17 protein-coding genes are annotated in these 18,809 nt (G+C 61.6%); 4 read left to right on the top strand and 13 right to left on the bottom strand.

All coding sequences use genetic code 11. The features are described from left to right. Positions 1–24 precede the first annotated feature (24 nt). From LXM94_RS14935 to LXM94_RS14915, 5 genes are all read right to left on the bottom strand, one after another. On the bottom strand, positions 25–858 hold the full coding sequence (locus tag LXM94_RS14935; RefSeq protein ID WP_235772265.1) for a carbohydrate ABC transporter permease: 834 nt from the start codon (positions 856–858) through the stop codon (positions 25–27). Next, positions 855–1,778 carry a carbohydrate ABC transporter permease gene (locus tag LXM94_RS14930; RefSeq protein ID WP_235772264.1) on the bottom strand — a complete coding sequence of 308 codons (924 nt, stop codon included), beginning with the start codon at positions 1,776–1,778 and terminating at the stop codon, positions 855–857. The genes LXM94_RS14935 and LXM94_RS14930 overlap by 4 nt, the downstream gene beginning before the upstream one ends. 112 nt (positions 1,779–1,890) lie before the next feature. Beyond that, entirely contained in the window at positions 1,891–3,090 is a 1,200-nt protein-coding gene (locus LXM94_RS14925) for an ABC transporter substrate-binding protein (protein ID WP_235772263.1), read from the bottom strand. Between the two features lie 23 nt (positions 3,091–3,113). Further along, a complete protein-coding gene (locus tag LXM94_RS14920; protein WP_235772262.1) occupies positions 3,114–4,094 on the bottom strand; it encodes an alpha/beta hydrolase in 981 nt (326 codons plus the stop codon). Beyond that, on the bottom strand, positions 4,091–4,687 hold the full coding sequence (locus LXM94_RS14915; RefSeq protein WP_235772261.1) for a GntR family transcriptional regulator: 597 nt from the start codon (positions 4,685–4,687) through the stop codon (positions 4,091–4,093). The genes LXM94_RS14920 and LXM94_RS14915 overlap by 4 nt, the downstream gene beginning before the upstream one ends. A 189-nt stretch (positions 4,688–4,876) precedes the next feature. Between LXM94_RS14915 and LXM94_RS14910 the strand changes: the two genes are divergently transcribed. Further along, the gene (locus tag LXM94_RS14910; protein WP_235772260.1) at positions 4,877–5,959 is read left to right on the top strand and encodes an ABC transporter ATP-binding protein; all 1,083 of its coding nucleotides are present in this window, start codon (positions 4,877–4,879) and stop codon (positions 5,957–5,959) included. A 33-nt stretch (positions 5,960–5,992) separates the two neighbouring features. On the opposite strand, the gene LXM94_RS14905 is transcribed toward LXM94_RS14910, so the two are convergent. From LXM94_RS14905 to LXM94_RS14890, 4 genes are all read right to left on the bottom strand, one after another. Beyond that, on the bottom strand, positions 5,993–6,799 hold the full coding sequence (locus LXM94_RS14905) for a MipA/OmpV family protein (protein ID WP_268965133.1): 807 nt from the start codon (positions 6,797–6,799) through the stop codon (positions 5,993–5,995). Between the two features lie 499 nt (positions 6,800–7,298). Then, positions 7,299–8,150 (bottom strand): DUF3313 domain-containing protein, encoded by an 852-nt coding sequence (locus LXM94_RS14900; RefSeq protein WP_235772287.1) that lies wholly within the window; start codon positions 8,148–8,150, stop codon positions 7,299–7,301. A gap of 174 nt (positions 8,151–8,324) precedes the next feature. After that, positions 8,325–9,656 (bottom strand): sensor histidine kinase, encoded by a 1,332-nt coding sequence (locus LXM94_RS14895; RefSeq protein ID WP_235772258.1) that lies wholly within the window; start codon positions 9,654–9,656, stop codon positions 8,325–8,327. After that, complete coding sequence (locus LXM94_RS14890; protein WP_235772257.1) at positions 9,656–10,330, bottom strand: response regulator transcription factor; 675 nt, start codon at positions 10,328–10,330, stop codon at positions 9,656–9,658. The genes LXM94_RS14895 and LXM94_RS14890 overlap by 1 nt, the downstream gene beginning before the upstream one ends. Before the next feature lie 178 nt (positions 10,331–10,508). Between LXM94_RS14890 and LXM94_RS14885 the strand changes: the two genes are divergently transcribed. Both LXM94_RS14885 and LXM94_RS14880 read left to right on the top strand, forming a co-directional pair. After that, positions 10,509–11,666, top strand: a complete 1,158-nt coding sequence (locus LXM94_RS14885; protein ID WP_235772256.1) for an efflux RND transporter periplasmic adaptor subunit — start codon at positions 10,509–10,511, stop codon at positions 11,664–11,666. A gap of 1 nt (position 11,667) precedes the next feature. Further along, on the top strand, positions 11,668–14,844 hold the full coding sequence (locus LXM94_RS14880) for an efflux RND transporter permease subunit (protein ID WP_235772255.1): 3,177 nt from the start codon (positions 11,668–11,670) through the stop codon (positions 14,842–14,844). 77 nt (positions 14,845–14,921) lie between these two features. Here LXM94_RS14880 and LXM94_RS14875 read toward each other — a convergent pair whose 3' ends face one another. The 4 genes from LXM94_RS14875 to LXM94_RS14860 form a co-directional block, all read right to left on the bottom strand. Beyond that, positions 14,922–15,620, bottom strand: coding sequence for a hypothetical protein (locus tag LXM94_RS14875; RefSeq protein WP_235772254.1), 699 nt, complete (start codon positions 15,618–15,620; stop codon positions 14,922–14,924). A gap of 108 nt (positions 15,621–15,728) precedes the next feature. Continuing rightward, positions 15,729–15,926 carry a tautomerase family protein gene (locus LXM94_RS14870; protein WP_235772253.1) on the bottom strand — a complete coding sequence of 66 codons (198 nt, stop codon included), beginning with the start codon at positions 15,924–15,926 and terminating at the stop codon, positions 15,729–15,731. Between the two features lie 79 nt (positions 15,927–16,005). Continuing rightward, on the bottom strand, positions 16,006–17,001 hold the full coding sequence (locus LXM94_RS14865; RefSeq protein WP_235772252.1) for an alpha/beta fold hydrolase: 996 nt from the start codon (positions 16,999–17,001) through the stop codon (positions 16,006–16,008). A 59-nt stretch (positions 17,002–17,060) separates the two neighbouring features. Then, positions 17,061–17,687, bottom strand: coding sequence for an NADPH-dependent F420 reductase (locus tag LXM94_RS14860; RefSeq protein WP_235772251.1), 627 nt, complete (start codon positions 17,685–17,687; stop codon positions 17,061–17,063). 97 nt (positions 17,688–17,784) lie between these two features. Between LXM94_RS14860 and LXM94_RS14855 the strand changes: the two genes are divergently transcribed. After that, positions 17,785–18,699, top strand: coding sequence for a LysR family transcriptional regulator (locus LXM94_RS14855; RefSeq protein WP_235772250.1), 915 nt, complete (start codon positions 17,785–17,787; stop codon positions 18,697–18,699). Positions 18,700–18,809 lie beyond the last annotated feature (110 nt).

Raw genomic sequence — 18,809 nt, 5'->3', positions numbered from 1 at the left:
GTCTGTCCTCTTTCTTCGTTCGGTTCAGCCCTTCACCGCGCCCTGCGTCAGCCCGCCGATCAGGCGGCGCTGGACGAGCAGGAAGAGAAGTGTTGCCGGCATTGCGCCGACGACCGCGCCGGCCGCCAGCAGGCCCCATTCGATCTGGTATTCGCCGATCAGGGTCTGGATCGCCACGGTGACGGGACGGACGTTTCGTCCACCGAGCGTCAGCGCATAGAGATATTCGTTCCAGGCCGTAATGAAGATATAGATGCCGGTGGAAATGATGCCCGGCATGGTCAGCGGCAGCACGACGCGACGGAGCGCCGCCAGTCGCGAGCAACCGTCGATCATCGCTGCCTCGTCGAGACTTTTGGGGATGGCCCCGACATAGCTCGTCAGCATCCAGACGGCAAAGGGGATGGCCACCGTCGCATTTGCCAGTACGAGGCCGAAATGCGTGTCGAGAATGCCGACCTGCCGCATCAGCACGAAGAGCGGCAGGATGAGCAACACCACGGGAAACATGTTTATGAGAAGAAACTGCAGCATCACCACCTTGCGTCCGGCGAAGCGAAAGCGCGAGAAGGAATAGGCTGCGGTGACGGCGACGGCGAGCCCGAGCACGACGGTGCCCGAGGCGATGATCAGGCTGTCCAGCATGTTGTCGAGAAAGGACGTCTGGCGAAACAGCCGCAGATAGTTGTCGAAGCTCCAGCCGGCCGGCGACAGCGCGACGCCGCCGGCGTTCAAGGCTTCCGTCGGCGTCAACGACGTCAGCACCATCCAGGCGAAAGGCCCCATGGCAAAGAGCACGATCAGGAGAACCGGCAGGTCCGTCGTGAGGATCCGGCGCAGGGTCGACGGCCTGTTCATCGCTCCACCTCCCGCATGGTTCGCGCCAGATACACGGCGACGACCGCGCCAAGCAGGATCGTGAAGGTCACCGCGATTGCCGTGCCGTAGCCGAAGTCGAGGTTCTGGCGGGCCCGGATGAAGGCGTAGAGCGGCAGCGTGTGGGTCGCATAGCCGGGGCCGCCGCCGGTCATGACGAAGATCACGTCCATCGAATTGGCCACCCAGATCACGCGCAGCAATCCGGCCGTCGCAAGCACCGGCGCGATGCCGGGGAGCGTGATATGGACGAACTGGCGCCAGGGCGAGGCGCCGTCGATCGAGGCTGCCTCGTAGTGGCTTTTCGGTATGCCCTGGAGACCGGCGAGGATCATCACCGCAAAGAAGGGAAAGCCCTGCCAGGTGAGCGTGGCGATGATCGCGTAGAGCGCGAGGTCCGGATCGGCGAGCCACGGCACCGCGGAGCGCACGATCGACAGATGGATGAGGATGTCGTTCAGCACGCCGGTATTCGGGTCGTAGATCCAGCGCCACATCAGCGCAATCACCACGCTCGGCAGCGCCCAGGGAATTATGATGAGCGCGCGCGCAAGGCCGCGCCAGGGGAACTCCCGGTTCAGCAGAAGGGCGGTGACGAGGCCAAGACCCATCTGCAGCGGCACGGTGAGACCGATCCAGACCGTCGTATTCCGGAGCGCCGTCCAGAAGACCGGATCCCCGAAAAGCTTCACGTAGTTGCCGAAGCCGACGAAACGACTGGCATTCGGCTTCCAGAGGATGAGGTCGTAAAGACTCGTGACCACGGCCTGCAGCATCGGGAAGAACACGATGAAGAGCGTGACGAGCACCGCCGGCGCCAGCAGCATGTAAGGCATCATCCGGACGCTCCAGGGGGGCCGGGTGGCGAAGGCAGCGGTTGTCGGAGCGGTGGTGGCAGTCATGCGGTGGTTCCCGGCCGTTCACGGCAAATGAAAGGTCCCATCCGTCCAGTGTTCGGGCAGGACGGATGGGAAGGCAGGACCGGCCTGCTCATCGGCCGGTCCATGGGAGGGTTCATTGGGCGAAAAGCGCCTCGAGCTGCTGCATCATCTGCTCCGAGGTGATCTGCCCCGTCAGGGCCTGCTGCATGGCGGTCTGCCAGGCCGTGTTGACGAATTCCGATGTCGCGGTGTTCTGCGGCAGGACATGGGCGAACGGCAGGGACCGCACTGTCGCCTCGACGAACCGTTGCTCGTGCAGGTTCCAACCTTGCGAGCCGCTCTTCGTTACCGTCAGCTGGCCTGTCGCCTTGTTGAACTCGACATTGTTTTCCGCTTCGGCGAGGAACGAAATCCATTTCCATGCGGCGTCCTTCGCCTCGGACGCCGAGAAGATGGCCAGCGACTCGTCGCCGTAGGACGTCCACCGGCCGCCGCCGCATTCCGGCACCGGAACCGCGGACACCTTGTCCCCAAGCGCCTTCACCATGTCGTTCGACGAACCGACGTGGTGGATCGTCATGGCCGTCGTACCATTCTTAAAGGCGCCGATGATTTCCTGGAAACCGTCATTCGGCGCCGACGGCGGGATCGCCTTGTCTTTCTGGAAGAGATCGATCAGCCACTGGTTGGCGGCGATCGCTTCCGGCGTCGTCAGACCGCCGGGCTCGAGCTTTGCGCCCTGCGACAGCACGAAGGCGCCCCACTGGTCCCAGCCACCCTTGCCGCCGCGCAGGCCGAAACCGTAGGTGTCCGGAGCCTTGGTCAGCTTCATCGCCGCGTCGCGGAAGTCGTCGCAGGTCGCCGGCGGCTTCAGGCCGGCAGCCTCGAACATATCGGCACGGTAGTAGAGATAGAGGACCACATACTGGATCGGCAGGTAGTATTGCTGGCCGTCCGGCCCCTTGTTGAGATCGAGAAGGTTGTCGAGGAGATCGGCCTTGCCGGCCCATGCGTCGATGCGCGCGCCGAGCGGCTCAAGCGCGCCCATCTCGATCAGCCGGGGCTGGGCGAAGAGCTTCACCATCGCCGCATCCGGCGCATTGCCGCCGACGAGCGAGGTGTAGAGGTTGTCGTAGTAGCTGTTCCAGGGAACGTTCTCCGCCTCGATTTCGATGCCGGGATTGGCGGCCTCGAACTTCGCGACCAGGTCGTCCATCGGGTTTTCAGGATTGTCGAAGTGATACCAGAACCGCACGGTTTCGGCCGAAGCCGCACCGGCGACGAGCGACGCCGCGAGTGCAGCGCCGATAGCGAAAGTCTTCAAGATTTTCATTGTCTCCTCCTTTGAAAATCTGTTCAGCCGGAAACGGCCATGCGTCGCGCCGCCTTGCCGGCAGCCGCGAGCGCCTCCCGGGCCGCATCGAGGTCGAGGGTATTCTGCAGAAAACCATGCGTGACGCCGGGCACGACGGTCATCTCCTCGTTGCGGCCGAGCGAAACGAGGCGACGGTGCAGTTCGAGCGTGTCGGACAGGAGCGGATCGACCCCGGCCGCCATCAGATGCAGCGGTGGCAGCGCGGCAAGCGCCGCATCGCCTGCCGCGAGCGGACAGGCAAGCGGATCGGCCGAAACGTCCCGATCACCGATATACCACCGCCAGTAGCGCTGCATCTTCCCCGTGGTCAGTCCGGGACCGTCGGCGTAGTCGCGGTAGGACTCGGTGCGGAAATCGCCGGCATAGGTGCCGTAGAAGAGCAGCGCACCGGCGACCTGCCCATCGCCATGGTCCTGCTCGTGGAGCATCGCCGCGAGCGCCAGATTGGCGCCGGCGGAATCGCCGGCAAGGATCAGCGGCCCCTGCCGGACACCGGCCTCGGCGGACACGGTCAGCGCCTGCCGCACCGTCGCGACGACGTCCACCAATCCGGCCGGGTAGGGATTTTCCGGGGCAAGGCGGTAATCCGGCAGAAGGACCGGCATGCCGCATTCGGCCGCCAGGACACGCGCGCACCGCTCGTGGCTTTCGGGGCTGCAGAAGGCAAACCCGCCACCATGCACGAAGATCAGAGCGCCCCGGTCGTGAGCCGGCGGCACCAGCACCTTGAGGCGAATTCCCACCGACCCGAGCGCCTCATCCGGCGCGAGCCACAGGTCGTCGACATGCGCCATCTGCGGGAGATCGACATTCCACCGCCGGTTGCCCGCCTCCGACAGCGCCCGTCCTTCGGCCGGCGGCAGGGTGGTCGGATCCGGCTGAAGGCCCACCTCCGTCGCGACGCGTGCGAGCAGGGCAGCCATTTGCGGCGATAGCCGGGTCTTGTTGCCGATGTCGTTCATTGCGTCGTATCCGAAAAGACATCCGGCCCAAGATCAACGATCGTCGCGATATGGTGCCGCAAGGCGGCGCTGGTTCCCGCGACATCGCCGCTCTCGATGGCCTCGATGATGAAGCCGTGGCGCTGCGCCGTCGCAACCAGGTCGCGCGGCGTCGTGCTGCGCGAGATCTTGAACCGGTGATTGTGCACGAGGCAGCGGTGAAGGATCGGATCGAGTGCCGGAAGCTGCGCATCCTGAAAGATGCGCCGGTGAAAGTCGCGGTCGCAGGAGGCAAGCCCGAGTTCATCCCCGGCCGCCGCCGCGTCCAGCATTTCGGCGAGGAGCACCTTCAGGTCCGGCATGAGCGTGCGGCTGGGCGCCTGAAGAACGCGCACGATGCCGTTGCACTCGATCTGCTGGCGGACCCGGAACATCTCGATCGCTTCCGCCTCGGTGCACTCGGAGACCTGCGTGCCCCGATGGCCCTGGCGGCGCACGAGACCCTCCTCCTGCAATTGCAGCAGTGCCTCGCGCACGGTGCCCTGGCTGCAGGAGAAATAAGCGGCGAGTTCGAGCTCGGTGAGCGCGGTGCCGGCGGGCAGGTTCCCCAGCATGATGTCGCGCTTCAAGGCATTGAACGCGGTGGCAGACTTCGCGGGCCTTGCGGGGGCACGGCTGCTCGAGGTTGCAGAAAAATAAGCCATCGCCGGACCTGTGGAGTTGCCAATCGTTGCCTCTGTCATTATTGATATTGATATCGATAATGAAGGTCAAGGGCAGATTGCCCGATGGAGGAGGAAACCGTGACCGCAATCGCGTTGAGGCAGATCCGGAAAACCTATGGCTCTCTGCAGGTCATCCACGACCTCGATATCGACATCGCAAGCGGAGAGTTCCTGGTCCTGGTCGGTCCGTCGGGGTGCGGCAAGTCGACCCTCCTGCGCATGATCGCCGGGCTGGAGGAGATTTCCGGCGGTGTGCTCGATATCGGCGGAAGGGTCGTCAACGCGCTTCCGCCATCAGACCGGGACATCGCGATGGTCTTCCAGGATTATGCGCTCTATCCGCATATGAGCGTGAGGGAAAACATGGCCTTCGGGCTGAAGATGCGCGGCACGGACGGAGCGACGATCGAGCGGCGCGTGACGAAGGCTGCCGAAATCCTCAAGATACAGTCTTTCCTCGAACGCCGGCCGGCACAGCTTTCCGGCGGCCAGCGCCAGCGCGTCGCCATGGGCCGGGCTATCGTGCGGGAACCATCGGCCTTCCTTTTCGACGAGCCGCTCTCAAACCTCGATGCGGCGCTGCGTGTCGAAATGCGGCTCGAGATCGCCAAGCTGCACAACCGCATGAAAGCCACGACCGTCTACGTGACCCATGACCAGGTCGAGGCCATGACGCTTGCGGACCGCATCGTCGTGCTGAATGCCGGCCGGATCGAGCAGATCGGCCCTCCCCTCGAACTCTACCATCACCCGGCGAGCCTTTTCGTCGCGCGCTTCATCGGCAGCCCGACCATGAACACGATGGAGGTCGTGCTGGCCGGCGGCGACGCGGGACGCGTGACCCTCAGCCGCAACGGTCGGGCGTTGCCGGGGGCGGGCTGCACCTTGTCCACGCCGGCAACCGGCGCGGCGACGCTCGGCGTCCGCCCCGAGGACCTTGAAGGCTGTGCGCCGGAGGAGGCCTGGTTCAGCGGTCAGCTCGCCGTCGTCGAGCGGCTTGGCAGCCAGACCTTCGGCTATGTCGAGATCGGCGAGAGCCGAATGCTGACCGTCGAGTTCCCGCAGGATGCCGGAATAAGGGTGGGGGACGAAATTCACGTGCGCGGCAGGGCGGAAACCCTCCACCTGTTTGACGACGCGACAGGCCTCCGCCTCGAATAGCCGGCGCGCGGATCGATTGAATGGGGCCGCACCCTAAAACCTATACGCGACTCCCAGCATCGCGAACGGCTGGACATCATCCTTGACGATCGGGCTGTCCTTGGCATCTCCCATCAAGAAGCCGGCGCCAGCCGCTCCGGTAACCAGCCAGTTTTCGGTAGCCATGTAGGTGATCGATGCCTTCACATCGACACGCTTGACACCGGCCTTGGCATCGTACTGAGCCAGGCCGGAGCGCGCCGACTGGGCCGAAGTGATCCCGAAATACGATTCCATATGCTTGTCGTCGGCCCAGGTACCCAACACATCGGCAGAGAAGATGAAGCGTTCGTATTTATAGGAGGCCTTGGCGCCGACGGTACCCGTCAATCCATCGCTACCGCCGATGGTCTTGTCCAACGTCGCATAGGCCTCGAAGGGGCCGGCTTCGTAACTGACGATGCCGCCGATCACACCGCCCGCGTCGATATCGCCGAGTCCGCGCAAATAATCGGAATCGTCTGCCTTGCACCCCATCTCATAACCACCCTTGACGCCGACGCGGAAGCCGTTGGCCTCGTAGAGATCAACGGTGACACCGGTGATGTCGACGCTGACACGCTCGCCAAACTCCGCCGAGAAGATCGGGAACGGATTGACGTCGAACTTATCCGAACCCTCGTATTCCGGCATGTAGATTGCGCCGGTTCCAATCGTGACTTTCCAGTTTGCAAGTCTGTCGCGGAAGTCGCCGTAACGTTCGGTGTCGAACTGCTGCGGCTGGGGCATCCCGGCATCACTCGTATCGAGGTCCGCTGCGAGCACTGCCATCGGCAGAGCAGTCAAGGCGCACGCAAACATGATGGTATGAACCGTGCTGCGAGCAGAACGGCTGGCCTTTGCTCGACAAGGGCGGGATTGATGTCTGGTCACGAAAAACTCCTGGTATCGGATTTTGGAAGGCCCAGCCAGAGAAGCCGGGAACGGGGGTTGAACATGGGATCAGATGCGACCCGCGTCAGGTCGCGCTGTAGCGCCGGCGAAAGCGGGGAAAATTCCCTCAAGTGTTGACAAAAGCTTCGCTACGGCTGGCGAAGTGCTGGACTGGACGCTTCGGGTTGGCGGCGGCAGGCATAAGCGCCGCCGTCTCCACGCAATGTCGCTGCAGTTTCCCGGTCTCCATTGCTGTTTCCCCTACGAGAGTAGCCCCTGCCCTGTTTCCGAGTTGGCGCTACTCTGGCGAGGAAGAATTGCGGCAACATTACAAGGGGCAATGCAGCCGAGATTTTAAGACGGACGGAAGGCCTGGGGTTTGGCCCGTGCTCCGTCCGTCCTACCCGCCCGGCAAAGCCGGCCGATTTTAGAGCGTCGAAGCTTGTTGTGTCGGGATCTTCGGCTGCTTGTCGGTCCACTGAGGCGGTGCACCGACCTTGTCCGCGACGATACCGGCGAGACCCGGCGACCGACCGAATGCATCGCAGGCCGCATATTTCGGCTTGCCGCCGAGCGCGGAATTCAATCGTTGGCCAGACGGCAACGAGAGATCGAGACCCTTCGGCTCCTTGCCGCTGACAAGCATGCGGGAGAAGTATTTCCCGAAATTCGCGGCGAGACTGTAGGCGTCGCCGACCTCCGACACGCGCGCATTGTTGGTGATCGAGTTGGCGCCCTTCGACCAGACGACCGCCGCGCGCTGCGTGCCGCCGACGTCGACCGCCTCCGCCTCGACCGCAAGCCCACCGAGCCCGACAGGCAGTCGTGGAATCCCGACCGGGAGGGCGAGGCTGCTTCCAAGCGAAACGGCGGTTGAAACACCCGCCATGGTCTTGTTGGTCGCGACAATGTCGGTCACGACAGTTCGGACGATCATATCCGCAGGCTGTCCGGTTGGAACGATCTGGTACTTGTCGCTAAGGGAGACGCAAACTGCACGGTCGAGAGCGTTGGAGACGAGTGCCCTGTCTTGTGGCGTCTTGATCCGCGATGCCGCGTCGAATGAGAATGTCGTCGGCACGATCGAAACCGTTCTGACGCCAGCCAGCCCCTGCGCATCGACAAAGGTGCGGGATTTGGTGAACTTTCCCTTGGAAGGGCTGAGTTGACTATAAGACGTCAGCGTTCCTCCCTCTTTCAGCGGAACGGACGTACAGCCAGCGAGCAGGGCTAGCGTGGGCAAGACAAGCCACGCCAGTCCGCGGCGATGCCTGCTCATGTTGTCTGCTCCGGAAAACGTCGCTTCCGGATGATGTCTGTTGTTCACAATGCTGTCCTCTTGCCGGTCGCAATGGGCGGAAGATGCGCGACAAGAATTGCGGCAACATTACAGAGTTTCACGTACCGACACCTTCAGTCTCGATGAGGGTGCGGCAGTTCAGCCAAGGGTATCCTACAAGCGAATTGCGAACGTGGTCCCTGCGGATGAACTGTCGATCGTCACCGCGCCGCCATGGCGAGCGACGATCTGCCTGACAAGCGCCAGCCCGAGACCCGCTCCCTTGCTCTTCGGGGTCACCCGGTAGAAGGGCTCGAATATCAGCTCCCGCTGGTCGGCGGGGATGCCCAGCCCCTGGTCGGAAACAGCAATCACAGCATCAGGGGAGACGGAGACGACGATCGCCCCGGTGTTTCCTCCGTGATCGATCGCGTTGCGGACAAGGTTGGTGATCGCCCGGGTAAGTGCGGAAGGGCTGCCCCGCCGCTGCAGGGTTTCCTTCCCACTCTCGAACGAAATGTCATAGCCGGCCGCGATGGCGACGGGGGCGAGATCCGCCACCACTGTCCGCGCGATGTCGACGAGATCGACAGCCTCCTGCAGGTCATCGGTCTGATCGTTGCGCTCGAAGGCCAGCAACTGCTCTGCCGTGTCCGCCAGCCGCGCGACATCGTCGAGGAGGCGCCGACGCTCCCTGCCCTCATCCATGCCTTCGATGCGGGTCTGCATAATGGCGATCGGCGTTCTCAGTTCATGGGCCGCGTCGATCAAAAATCGCTGCCTGGCCAGGAATTGCTCCTCAAGCCGCTCAAGCACACTGTTGAAGGCGACGATCAAGGGAGCGACTTCTTTCGGCACCTTGCGGACGGGAAGTCGTGTCCCGGGACGGCGGGGGTCGATCTCCGGCGCCATTTTCGCGACGTCTTTCAAGCCGGCGAGCCCCCGGCTGACGATACGTGGGATGGTGAGGAACAATGCCGGCAGAGCGATCGCCAGAAGCGGGACGTAGATTGGTGCAAGGCTGGTCAGCATCGTCAGGATATTGTCGGTCGTGCTGGTATTGCCACCGTACATGACCCGGACTTCACCGAGAGGTGTTTCGATCGCGTCGATTGACGCTTTTTCAGCGGTTCCGCTTGCTCCGCGAATGTCTCCATCTCTTATCAAACGAACATAGGGCGCGAGACCGGTATAGTAGTCGGGGGTTGTGCCGTAGCTCGCCAATTGCCCGTCTTGAGTGGCGGCGACAAACCATAGCCGGTCGTTCTCGGCCTTGAACGATCGAAGTTGGGCGCTCTCTTCGATGACGAGCCTTCCCTGTTGATCGCGCACAAGTGAATCTTCAAGCGCGTGTGTCAGCCTGTCCTTCAGCCCGACATTGGGCGAGAGGATCATGGCGCCGTATACGCATAGCCCTACAATGACGGCGGCCACGACAGCGACAAATACGAGGCTCAACTGCCAGCTCAGCTTCCACCAAAGCGAGGAGTTCGGTTGCGTGTCCATCAGCCGTCATCCTTGAGCAGATAACCGACACCCCGGATATTATGGACGGACACGCCTGCAGAGCAATCCGCCAGGCGCTTGCGCAGCCGCGAGATATGCGCGTCGAGCGCGTTCGACTGGATCTCTTCCTCGTAATTGTAAACGGCCGCTTCAAGGACGGATCGCACGACGGTCTTGCCCTGTCGTTTGGCGAGCGCAATCAGCACCAGAAGCTCCCGGCGCGGCAGATCAAACGGACTGTTGTCCATCGTCACCGTGAGATTGAGGGGATCGATCGTCATGCGGCCGACTTTGATTTGCTGTTCCACCACGGACGCCGGACGGCGAAGCACGGCGCGTACACGCGCCATCAGTTCGTCGACGAGAAAGGGTTTGCCGAGATAATCATCCGCTCCCCCGTCAAGACCTTCGATCCGCTCCTTCGGATCGTTTCGGGCGGTCAGGACGATCACCGGTGTGACGATACCTTCCCGCCGGAGTTGGGGAATGAATGTCAATCCCTCGCCATCGGGCAGACGTCGGTCGAGAAGGATCGCATCGTAGGTGGTCTGACGCGCGAGTTCGTGAGCGTCGGCAAGCAATATTGCATGGTCGATGACCACCCCCTGTTTCTCAAGCGCCGTCGTCAAGGCGTCAGCCAGTTCGTTCTCGTCCTCGACCAATAGCAGTCTCATTCTGTTCACCGCCCTTTCCGCGTCCTCTTTTCTATCCTGAACGTTGCGGCAGGATTACGGAACCCGGATCCTGAGCGGTAATGCTGCTGCAATTGTTGGAGCCTAGAGCCGTAAACTCACACGAAGCGAGGCAACTGTTCCGACGGTCATTTTGCGTCCGGTCGAAAGGATAAGAGCTATGGCATTCAGATGGGCGACGCGTATCGTCAAGGCGGGCTTTCTAGTCGGCGGCTGCACTCTCGCCGTCATGTATCTCGCTTCTGCAGGCGGAACAGTCGACGCGAACGATCGGCTCAAGAATGTCGTGGCGTCCGTATCCACGTCACAGACAGTCAGACCATTCGAGCTTACGCAGACGGAAGTGGTCAAAATCGCATTGGTTCCCATGGAAGAACGACTGCGCGTTAGCGGCGAGCTTAAGCCAGTCAACCGTGTGGTTATCCGCGCCGAGGCCGGAGGAAAGGTCATCGACGTCAGCGCCCGCGAAGGCGAGCGGGTGAAGGCAGGCGAGGTCATTCTTCGCTTTGAAACGGATGACCTGCAATCGACGCTGCTGCTGCGCGAAAGCGATCGAGGCGCGGCCGAGGCCGAACTGAAGCTGGCCATACAGGCACTAAGCCGCGTCGAACAGCTGGCCACCAAAAATGTGGCATCGAAAGAGCAACTGGAAAAGGTCAGAAGGGATGTCGCCGCGACCACATCGAAGGTCCAGAGCCTTTCGGCACAGGTCGATATCGCCCGCGCCGCCCTCCGCGATGCGGACGTCACGGCCCCCTTCGACGGCGTCGTGGCGGGCCGTGTGGTCGAGGCGGGCTCGCGGGTCAGCGCGGATGCCGAGCTGCTGACCATCGTCGACACCAGCGCTCTGGAAGCGAAAGTCCTGGTTTCCACCCGCGACATTACACGTGTCGCGGCAGGCCAGGCCGCCACATTGACGATCGATGGCATGGAAGGACAAGCGATTGAGGGTACTGTCGCGCGGATCAATCCGGTCGCCGAGAGCGGCACGCGCTTCGTGCCGGTCTATCTGCGACTAGCCAATCGCGACGGACGGCTCTGGGGCGGCATGTTCGCCACCGGCTCGATCCTCGTTCGGGAAAAGGCAGATGCGCTCGTTGTCCCAGCCATATCGCTGCGCAAGGACGAAACCGGCGACTATGTGCTCAAACTGCACAATGGTCATCTTCAGCGCCAGTCTGTGACGGTTGGGCCGGCCTGGAGCAGCGGCAGCATGATCGAGATTGCCGATGGCCTCGTCGAGGGCGACACGATTATCACCGCGCCGCTGTCCGAACTGCGGCCCGATGTCGCCGTGACCATCATCAAGGCCGGCTGACATGCTCCTGACCGGCATCTCCGTCACCCGTCCCGTCTTCACCACCATGATGATGGTCGCCCTGCTGGTGATGGGCGCCTTCTCCTTCCAGCGGCTGGGGCTCGATCAGTATCCCAATGTCGATGTTCCGATCGTCGTTGTCATGACGACCTATCCCGGCGCCACGCCGGAAACCGTGGAGACTGAAGTCACGCGCCCGGTCGAAGACGCACTGAACGCGATTAGCGGGCTCGATGAGATCACCTCGACGTCCTACGAGGGGCGTTCCGTGGTAACCGCCAAATTCAAGCTCGAGGTTCAGGGTGCGGTCGCGGTGCAGGATGTGCGCGACAAGCTCGCCGCCATCGAAGCCGACTTGCCCGACGATGCCGACAAGCCGATCGTCTCGCGGTTCAATCCGTCCGATCAACCCATCCTCTCCATTGCCATCAGTTCAACGTCGCTGGACGTCCCTGCCCTGACGACGATCGCCGATCAGCGCGTCGTTCGGCAGGTGACGACCATTTCGGGCGTCGGTCAGGCAACGCTGGTGGGCGGACAGAAACGGCAGATCGACGTGAGGATCGACGACACGCGGATGCGGGCACTTGGAGTTGGCATCAACGACGTGATCAATGTTCTGAAATCGGGAAACCAGAACAGCCCGGCCGGAAGCGTCATCAGCACCTTCTCCGAACGCACGATACAGGTTCAGGGCCGGATCGAGCAGCCCGAAGACCTGCTCGACATGATCGTCGCCCGTCATGGCGGCGGCCCCGTCTACCTGCGTGACGTCGCGACCGTCTCGAACGGCGCAGCCGACGCCGAAAGCCGCGCCCTCTACAACGGTGAAACGGCGCTCGCCATCGATATCGTCAAGGTACAGGACGCCAATACGGTTCAGGTCGTGGCAGACGTGCGGGCACGTCTCGATCAGCTCAACACGGAACTCGCCGCCCAGAACGTCCAGCTCCGCGTTGTGACGGATGCCTCGACGGCGATCGAAGAATCCGTGAGCCAGGTGCAGGCAACCCTGATCGAGGGCGCAGCGCTCGCCGTAGCGATCGTCTTCCTCTTCCTCAATTCCTGGCGCAGCACCGTCATCACCGGCCTGACGCTCCCGATCGCCATGCTCGGAACGCTGGCGGTGATCAGCCTCCTCGGCTTCACGCTCAACACGTTGAGCCTGCTGGCGTTGACGCTGTCGATCGGCATCCTCGTGGACGATGCCATCGTCGTGCGCGAGAACATCACGCGGCACCTTCACATGGGCAAGTCGCATATCCGGGCGGCACTGGACGGCACCAATGAAATCGGGCTTGCGGTGATTGCGACGACATTGACGATCGTTGCGGTGTTCCTGCCGGTCGCCTTCATGGACGGTATCGTCGGGCGCTTCTTCTACGAATTCGGCGTGACCGTTTCTGCCGCCGTGCTCATCTCGCTGTTCGTCGCCTTCACAGTCGATCCGATGCTGTCCAGCGTCTGGTATGATCCCGATGCGCATCCGGATGCGAAACGCGGCCCCATTGGACGGCTGATCGCGCGCTTCGATCATGGCTTCGAATGGCTGGCTGATCAATATCGCCATGTGATCGGCTGGATCTTGCGCCATCGCCTCGTGACGCTTCTGGCAACCGTCGGCATCTTTATCGGCAGCCTGTTCATGCTGCCTCTGGTCGGCGCGGAGTTCGTGCCGGGCGCCGACGAAGGCCGGTTCCAGATCAACGTGACGGCGCCGGCCGGCTCCTCCCTCGACTACACCGCGACGAAAGTGCGGCAGGTCGAAAATGCGCTCAGGGAATTCCCCGAGATCGAGACGATCTATTCGACGATCAACACGGGCGGGACGGTCGGCAAGCATCGCGCCGCAGTGCTGGTGCGCCTCGTGCCCCTTGAGCAGCGTGAACGAACTCCACTCATGCTGGCAAACCCGATCCGCGAGCGGCTGTCCGCCATCCCGGGCATCGAGATCGCCATCGTGCAGGAAGGGCTGGGCGGCGGCGACAGCCCGATCCAGCTGAGCGTGCTGGGAGACGACCGCGCGGTCATCGAGAAAATCGCCTCGGATCTGGCCGACAGTATGCACAGGATACCCGGCATGGTCGACGTCAATTCGAGCGCCAAGGAAGTGACCTCCATCCTTTCGGTGCGGGTGAAGCGCGAAGCGGCAAGTGATCTCGGCCTGACCATATCCGATCTTGCCGCCTCGCTCTCTCCGCTGGTCGGCGGCGAGGAGGTTTCGAACTGGACCGATGCCACCGGCGAAACCTACAATATCGTGGTACGTCTACCGAATGAACGACGCTCCGATCCCGCGACGATCGGCGAGCTGATGCTGACGACCGGAAAAACGGGTGCGAACGGAACACCAATTCTGGTTCAGGTCGATCAGGTCGCCGTTATAAAGGCCGTCCCGGCGGCTTCCGAAATCCGCCATCTGGACAATCGCCGTGAGGTGCTGGTGTCCGCCGATGTATCGGGCCGCACGCTCGGTGACGTGACCAGCGAGCTGCAGGCGCTGATTGACAACCGAGATCTGCCCGACGGCTACCGCATCCGTTTTGGTGGCGAATCCGAGAACATGCAGGAAACGATGGGGCATATGGTGACCGCGCTGGCGATGGCCGTGATCTTCATCTACCTCGTGCTGGCCTCGCAGTTCGGCAGCTTCTTGCAGCCGATCGCCATCATGGCGGCCCTGCCCCTGTCGCTCGTCGGTGTGCTTCTCGGCCTCATGGTCGCCGGCAGCACGTTCAACATGTTCTCGCTGATCGGCTTCATCATGCTGATGGGCCTCGTCACCAAGAACGGCATCCTGCTGGTCGACTTCGCCAACCAGGAGCGTCGCCGCGGTCTTTCGCTCGACGAGGCGCTGATCAGCGCCGGCGCCATCCGCTTCCGGCCGATCGTCATGACCACGCTGGCGATGATCTTCGGCATGATCCCGCTTGCAATAGCGGTGACCGGCGGTGGTGCGCAACGCGCGCCGATGGCACATGCCGTGATCGGCGGGTTGATCAGTTCCACCGTCCTGACCCTGATCGTGGTACCGATGATCCTGTCTTACATCGACAGCATCACGCGGCGTCTGGCCCGCTTCATGCCGAAGGCGCCGGACGATCATGGCGATCAAACGCCGCACGCCGGGACACAAGACGGTTATCGCGGACAGCAGCCGGGCACGGCTACCTCCTAACCCGCCGCAAGCAACATGAAGGCCGAAAGGCATGCGAAAGGCGTCGATCATGACGTGCCTACGGCTCGTTTACTTTTTCAAGGCGCAGGGGTCACCTTCAGGTTCCGGAAATAGGCAACAGTGCCGGATTCGAGCCAGACGCCCACACCGCCTTGTTGCTCGGCTCCCAGTTTCAGATCGCTGACGATTAAAGCCGCTCGTGGATTGTCGTCGAGATAGAGCTCTGCCCTGTCCCCGGATACAACGATCTTCATTTGGATCCAACGCCCAAGGTCCAGTTCGGCATAGCTCTCGTATTTTTCAGGAGATTCTTGCCTCAGCCTGTCGAAACGATGGTCAGGATACGCCACATACTGGATACTGTGGTTGCGCCGTATCTGATCGTTCGCCGTGCTGTTCGTCGGGCGCAGGTAGATGCTTTCAAAGCGGCCGTCCCTGTCGATCCGGAATGTGAGGCCGATAAAGCCACGGGCGTAGGCGGGAGCGTTCTCGACCAGTTCACTTGCCACCTCGACCTCGATGACGCCGTTGCCAAAATCCAACGGCAACCAAGCCATGAAGTCCCGGTCCGCAAGCTTTTCCTTCTGCGGGTCCTGGATAGCCTCCGATGGCATGGTCATCCTGAACGCCGGTTCGCCCTTGTAGCTGGACTGTTCGAGCGAAACACCGGAAAGGATGAAATCTGCGGCAGAGGGGGGAGCCGAGGATCCGGCTGAATGGCCTTCGGCAGCAAAAAGCATTCCGGCGGCGAGTGGCGCCGTACGCAGCAAATTCATCGTGTTCCTCCGGTTTCGTGTGGCGGGAAAGTCGCGCCCCCACGCCTGATGCGCTCCTCTGCGGGCGTGCTGCCGAACCTTCAAGACAACACGCCCGGTTTCGGATGGTTAGGATGTCTCGGCCGCTTCGCCGAAGAGCTTGCCAGCGCCTGCCCAATCCGACGGCTCGATATCCTCGAACAGCACATAGATATAGCTCGCGTCAGTGCCGGTGTTCCTGACGATGCTTTCGGTGATCTCGGCTGCAACCGCAGCTTTGGCTTTCGCGTCCTTACCGCTGAACCAGCTAACGCGTACAACAGGCATGTTGAATCTCCTTCTGTGTTGAGCGGCTGTATTCCGCTATCCGATGGGTCGGGCTTTCTGCCCAGGAATTCTGACAACGCTAGCGTTCCAGGAACGAGCTGAGATCGTCGGTGAACTTCACCGGGTTCTTGAAGGCCAGGAAATGGTCCCCCTCCTCGCCAGCGGAATAGACAAACAATTCCGATCCCCTGATCTGCGACTGCATCCACTTTTGGCTCGGAACATTGTTGCTATTGTCGCCGGTGAAGATCGCCGTCGGCACGTCGATCTTCCGGCTGACGACATCGCGCCAGTCATTGGTCGCATGGTCGAAAAGAACCCGGGCCATATAAGCTGGATCGCTCTTGATGAATTCGCGGGCAAAGGCTTCAGAGTTCTGGGAATAGGGAGAGCCTTTTTCCATGGAACGTCGTACAACGTTCATGTCGACGACCTGATCGTTCGTCGGCGCGCCGGCGAAGGCTGCGATCATCCGCTCCGGCGATGTTGTCATGCCGCCGGCGTTCAGGCGTTCTTCCTCCGTCCAGTCGGCATGGGTGTAGATCGAGATCGGCTCGTCGATAAAGGCCGCCTTGCGGATGGACTTCGTTCCGAACAGATCGACGTAGCTCCAGATCACGGATGCTCCCATAGACCAGCCGCAGAAATCGGCTTGTTCAAGGCCAAGATGATCGACGAACTCTTTCAAATCCATGCCGTAGCGCGCGATCCGAGTGCCATAGTCGACATTCTCGGACAGGCCCTGATTGCGCGGATCGAGCACAAGAACGCGGTACTTCTTGCTTAGCAGGGCCATGACATTGAAATATTCCGCACCGTTGGCACCCCACCCGGGAACGAAGATGATTGGTCGACCTTCGCCAGCTTCCCAGTAGGACAGCGTCACGCCGTCATTCGTCTCGAAGCTGTTGATCTGCAGACCGTTGAAGTCGGAAAGCTTACCGGGAACGCCCTTGATCTGGTTCGGAAACGTGAAGTCACGGCCGAGTACATCGATTGCGGGCGCGGCGAGTGCCTGACTTGCGACTGACATCATCAATGCCGCATAAATTGTCTTGAGTCCGAGACTGGTCATCGGCGTTTCTCCATTCAAAGGTGGACGGCGAGGGCCGCCGTCCATTGATCAGATTGTGTTCAAACGCGAATCCAGGCGGGCGCCACTGTCGGGCCCATGCCGAGGAAGAAACCGAAGTGGATGTTCATCTCTCCGATCGGTTCAAGGAAACGGCTGTTGCTCAGCGGACCGGCGTTGATCGCCTCAAAGGAGAGCTTTTCCGCGAGTTCGCGCACCTTGGCAGTCGCGTCGGCATCGTCGCCAGCTACGAACACCTGCAAGGTCTTGCCAGCACGCGCCTCGGGCGAGAGCAGGCCGGCAAAGATCGTGTTGAACGCTTTGACGACATGAGCCCCGCTTGCCGCCTTCTGGATTTCTTCGGCCGCGGAGGTCGTGTGGCCCAGCAGAAGCTCCTTGTAGTCGGCGGTGATCGGATTGCTGATGTCGATCAGGATCTTGCCCGTCAAATCTCCGGCTTCGCCGAGGACAGAAGCCACGCTCTGATATGGCACGGCAAGCAGCACGATATCGGCGAGCTTCACAGCCGCTGCAGTGCCACCGCCTTCGACGGTGGCGCCGACTTCAGCAGCCAGCGATGCGGCCTTGGCCGGATCGCGATGGCCGATCACCACATCAACGCCTGACGAAGCAAATGCCCGGGCGAATCCCGAGCCCATGTTTCCGGTTCCGATAACTGCAATTTTCATTGTCTTGTCCTCTGTTGGAGCTGACGCGGATATTGACGATGAAATGAAACGAGATAAATTTCGAAAAAATCGCTTTACCTGAAACGGAGTATTTCAAATGGACCGGCTGACCGGCATGGAAGTGTTCGTCAAGGCGGTCGAAAGCGGCTCCTTCAGCGCCGCCGGTGAAGCCCTGCAGATGTCGTCCCAGCTTGTCGGGAAACACGTGCAGAGGCTTGAACAGCACCTCGGCGTTCAACTGCTTCATCGCTCGACCCGCCGCCACAGCCTGACGGATTTCGGGCGCATCTTTTACGAGAGAGCGAAGATCATTTTGTCAGAGGTTGAGACGGCGGAAGGTTTGGCGGCAGAAACACGCGCCGTTCCAAGCGGGCGTCTGCGCATCAATGCCCCTGTCAGTTTCGGCATGCGGACCCTTTCTCCGCAATTGCCTGAATACATGCAGATGTATCCGGAGGTGTCGGTCGAACTCACCCTCGCCAATCGTGCCGTCGATCTCATTGATGAAGGCTACGATGCCGTCTTCCGTGTAGGAGAACTGTCGGACAGCGGGCTGATCGCCCGACAGCTCGCGCCCTATCGCCTCGTATTGTGCGCGGCGCCTGCATACCTGGAACAGCACGGTCCCTTGGCAACCCCAAAGGACCTGCAGATGCATGAGTGCCTTGGCTTCTCGCATACGGAGTTGAGGACGCACTGGACGTTCGATGGAGCTGAAGGGAGGGAAGTCGTGCCCGTGACGGGGCGGTTCATGGCCGATCATGGTGAGCCACTGCTTTGCGCCGCCCTTGAAGGCCTGGGCATCATGCTGCAACCCACAGAAGTCGTGAAAGACTACCTGGCTGACGGCAGACTTGTTCCATTGCTGCCCGATTACTCTGTGCCAGCCCGCCCCCTGCACGTCCTGTATGCGCCGGACCGTCGCCTGACACCGAAACTCCGAAGCTTCATAGATTTCGCGGTCGCCAGTTTCGGAGCTTCGAAAGATCTCGCTTCGATGCGCTACAAATGAAAACGAAGCAAAACTCGCAATCCGTGAATAGCAGTAAGCGGCAAGGAGACCCCATCTGGCGCGGCTGATGCTGAGCAGGGTATTTCGGGCATACGAGTTCTCTGAATGTG

Origin of the sequence: Rhizobium alarense, from assembly GCF_021555155.1 — a bacterium.
Lineage (GTDB): Bacteria > Pseudomonadota > Alphaproteobacteria > Rhizobiales > Rhizobiaceae > Rhizobium_D > Rhizobium_D alarense.
The sequence above is the reverse complement of the archived record's forward strand: the minus strand, read 5'-3'. Positions and strand labels throughout refer to the sequence as shown.

Coding starts and splice junctions, on each gene's coding strand:
- LXM94_RS14880 (WP_235772255.1), top strand. CDS start 11,668: ATGCTCCTGACCGGCATCTCCGTCACCCGTCCCGTCTTCACCACCATG.
- LXM94_RS14870 (WP_235772253.1), bottom strand. CDS start 15,926: ATGCCTGTTGTACGCGTTAGCTGGTTCAGCGGTAAGGACGCGAAAGCC.
- LXM94_RS14865 (WP_235772252.1), bottom strand. CDS start 17,001: ATGACCAGTCTCGGACTCAAGACAATTTATGCGGCATTGATGATGTCA.
- LXM94_RS14860 (WP_235772251.1), bottom strand. CDS start 17,687: ATGAAAATTGCAGTTATCGGAACCGGAAACATGGGCTCGGGATTCGCC.
- LXM94_RS14915 (WP_235772261.1), bottom strand. CDS start 4,687: ATGCTGGGGAACCTGCCCGCCGGCACCGCGCTCACCGAGCTCGAACTC.
- LXM94_RS14890 (WP_235772257.1), bottom strand. CDS start 10,330: ATGAGACTGCTATTGGTCGAGGACGAGAACGAACTGGCTGACGCCTTG.
- LXM94_RS14905 (WP_268965133.1), bottom strand. CDS start 6,799: ATGTTTGCGTGCGCCTTGACTGCTCTGCCGATGGCAGTGCTCGCAGCG.
- LXM94_RS14900 (WP_235772287.1), bottom strand. CDS start 8,150: ATGAGCAGGCATCGCCGCGGACTGGCGTGGCTTGTCTTGCCCACGCTA.
- LXM94_RS14920 (WP_235772262.1), bottom strand. CDS start 4,094: ATGAACGACATCGGCAACAAGACCCGGCTATCGCCGCAAATGGCTGCC.
- LXM94_RS14935 (WP_235772265.1), bottom strand. CDS start 858: ATGAACAGGCCGTCGACCCTGCGCCGGATCCTCACGACGGACCTGCCG.
- LXM94_RS14885 (WP_235772256.1), top strand. CDS start 10,509: ATGGCATTCAGATGGGCGACGCGTATCGTCAAGGCGGGCTTTCTAGTC.
- LXM94_RS14895 (WP_235772258.1), bottom strand. CDS start 9,656: ATGGACACGCAACCGAACTCCTCGCTTTGGTGGAAGCTGAGCTGGCAG.
- LXM94_RS14855 (WP_235772250.1), top strand. CDS start 17,785: ATGGACCGGCTGACCGGCATGGAAGTGTTCGTCAAGGCGGTCGAAAGC.
- LXM94_RS14930 (WP_235772264.1), bottom strand. CDS start 1,778: ATGACTGCCACCACCGCTCCGACAACCGCTGCCTTCGCCACCCGGCCC.
- LXM94_RS14925 (WP_235772263.1), bottom strand. CDS start 3,090: ATGAAAATCTTGAAGACTTTCGCTATCGGCGCTGCACTCGCGGCGTCG.
- LXM94_RS14875 (WP_235772254.1), bottom strand. CDS start 15,620: ATGAATTTGCTGCGTACGGCGCCACTCGCCGCCGGAATGCTTTTTGCT.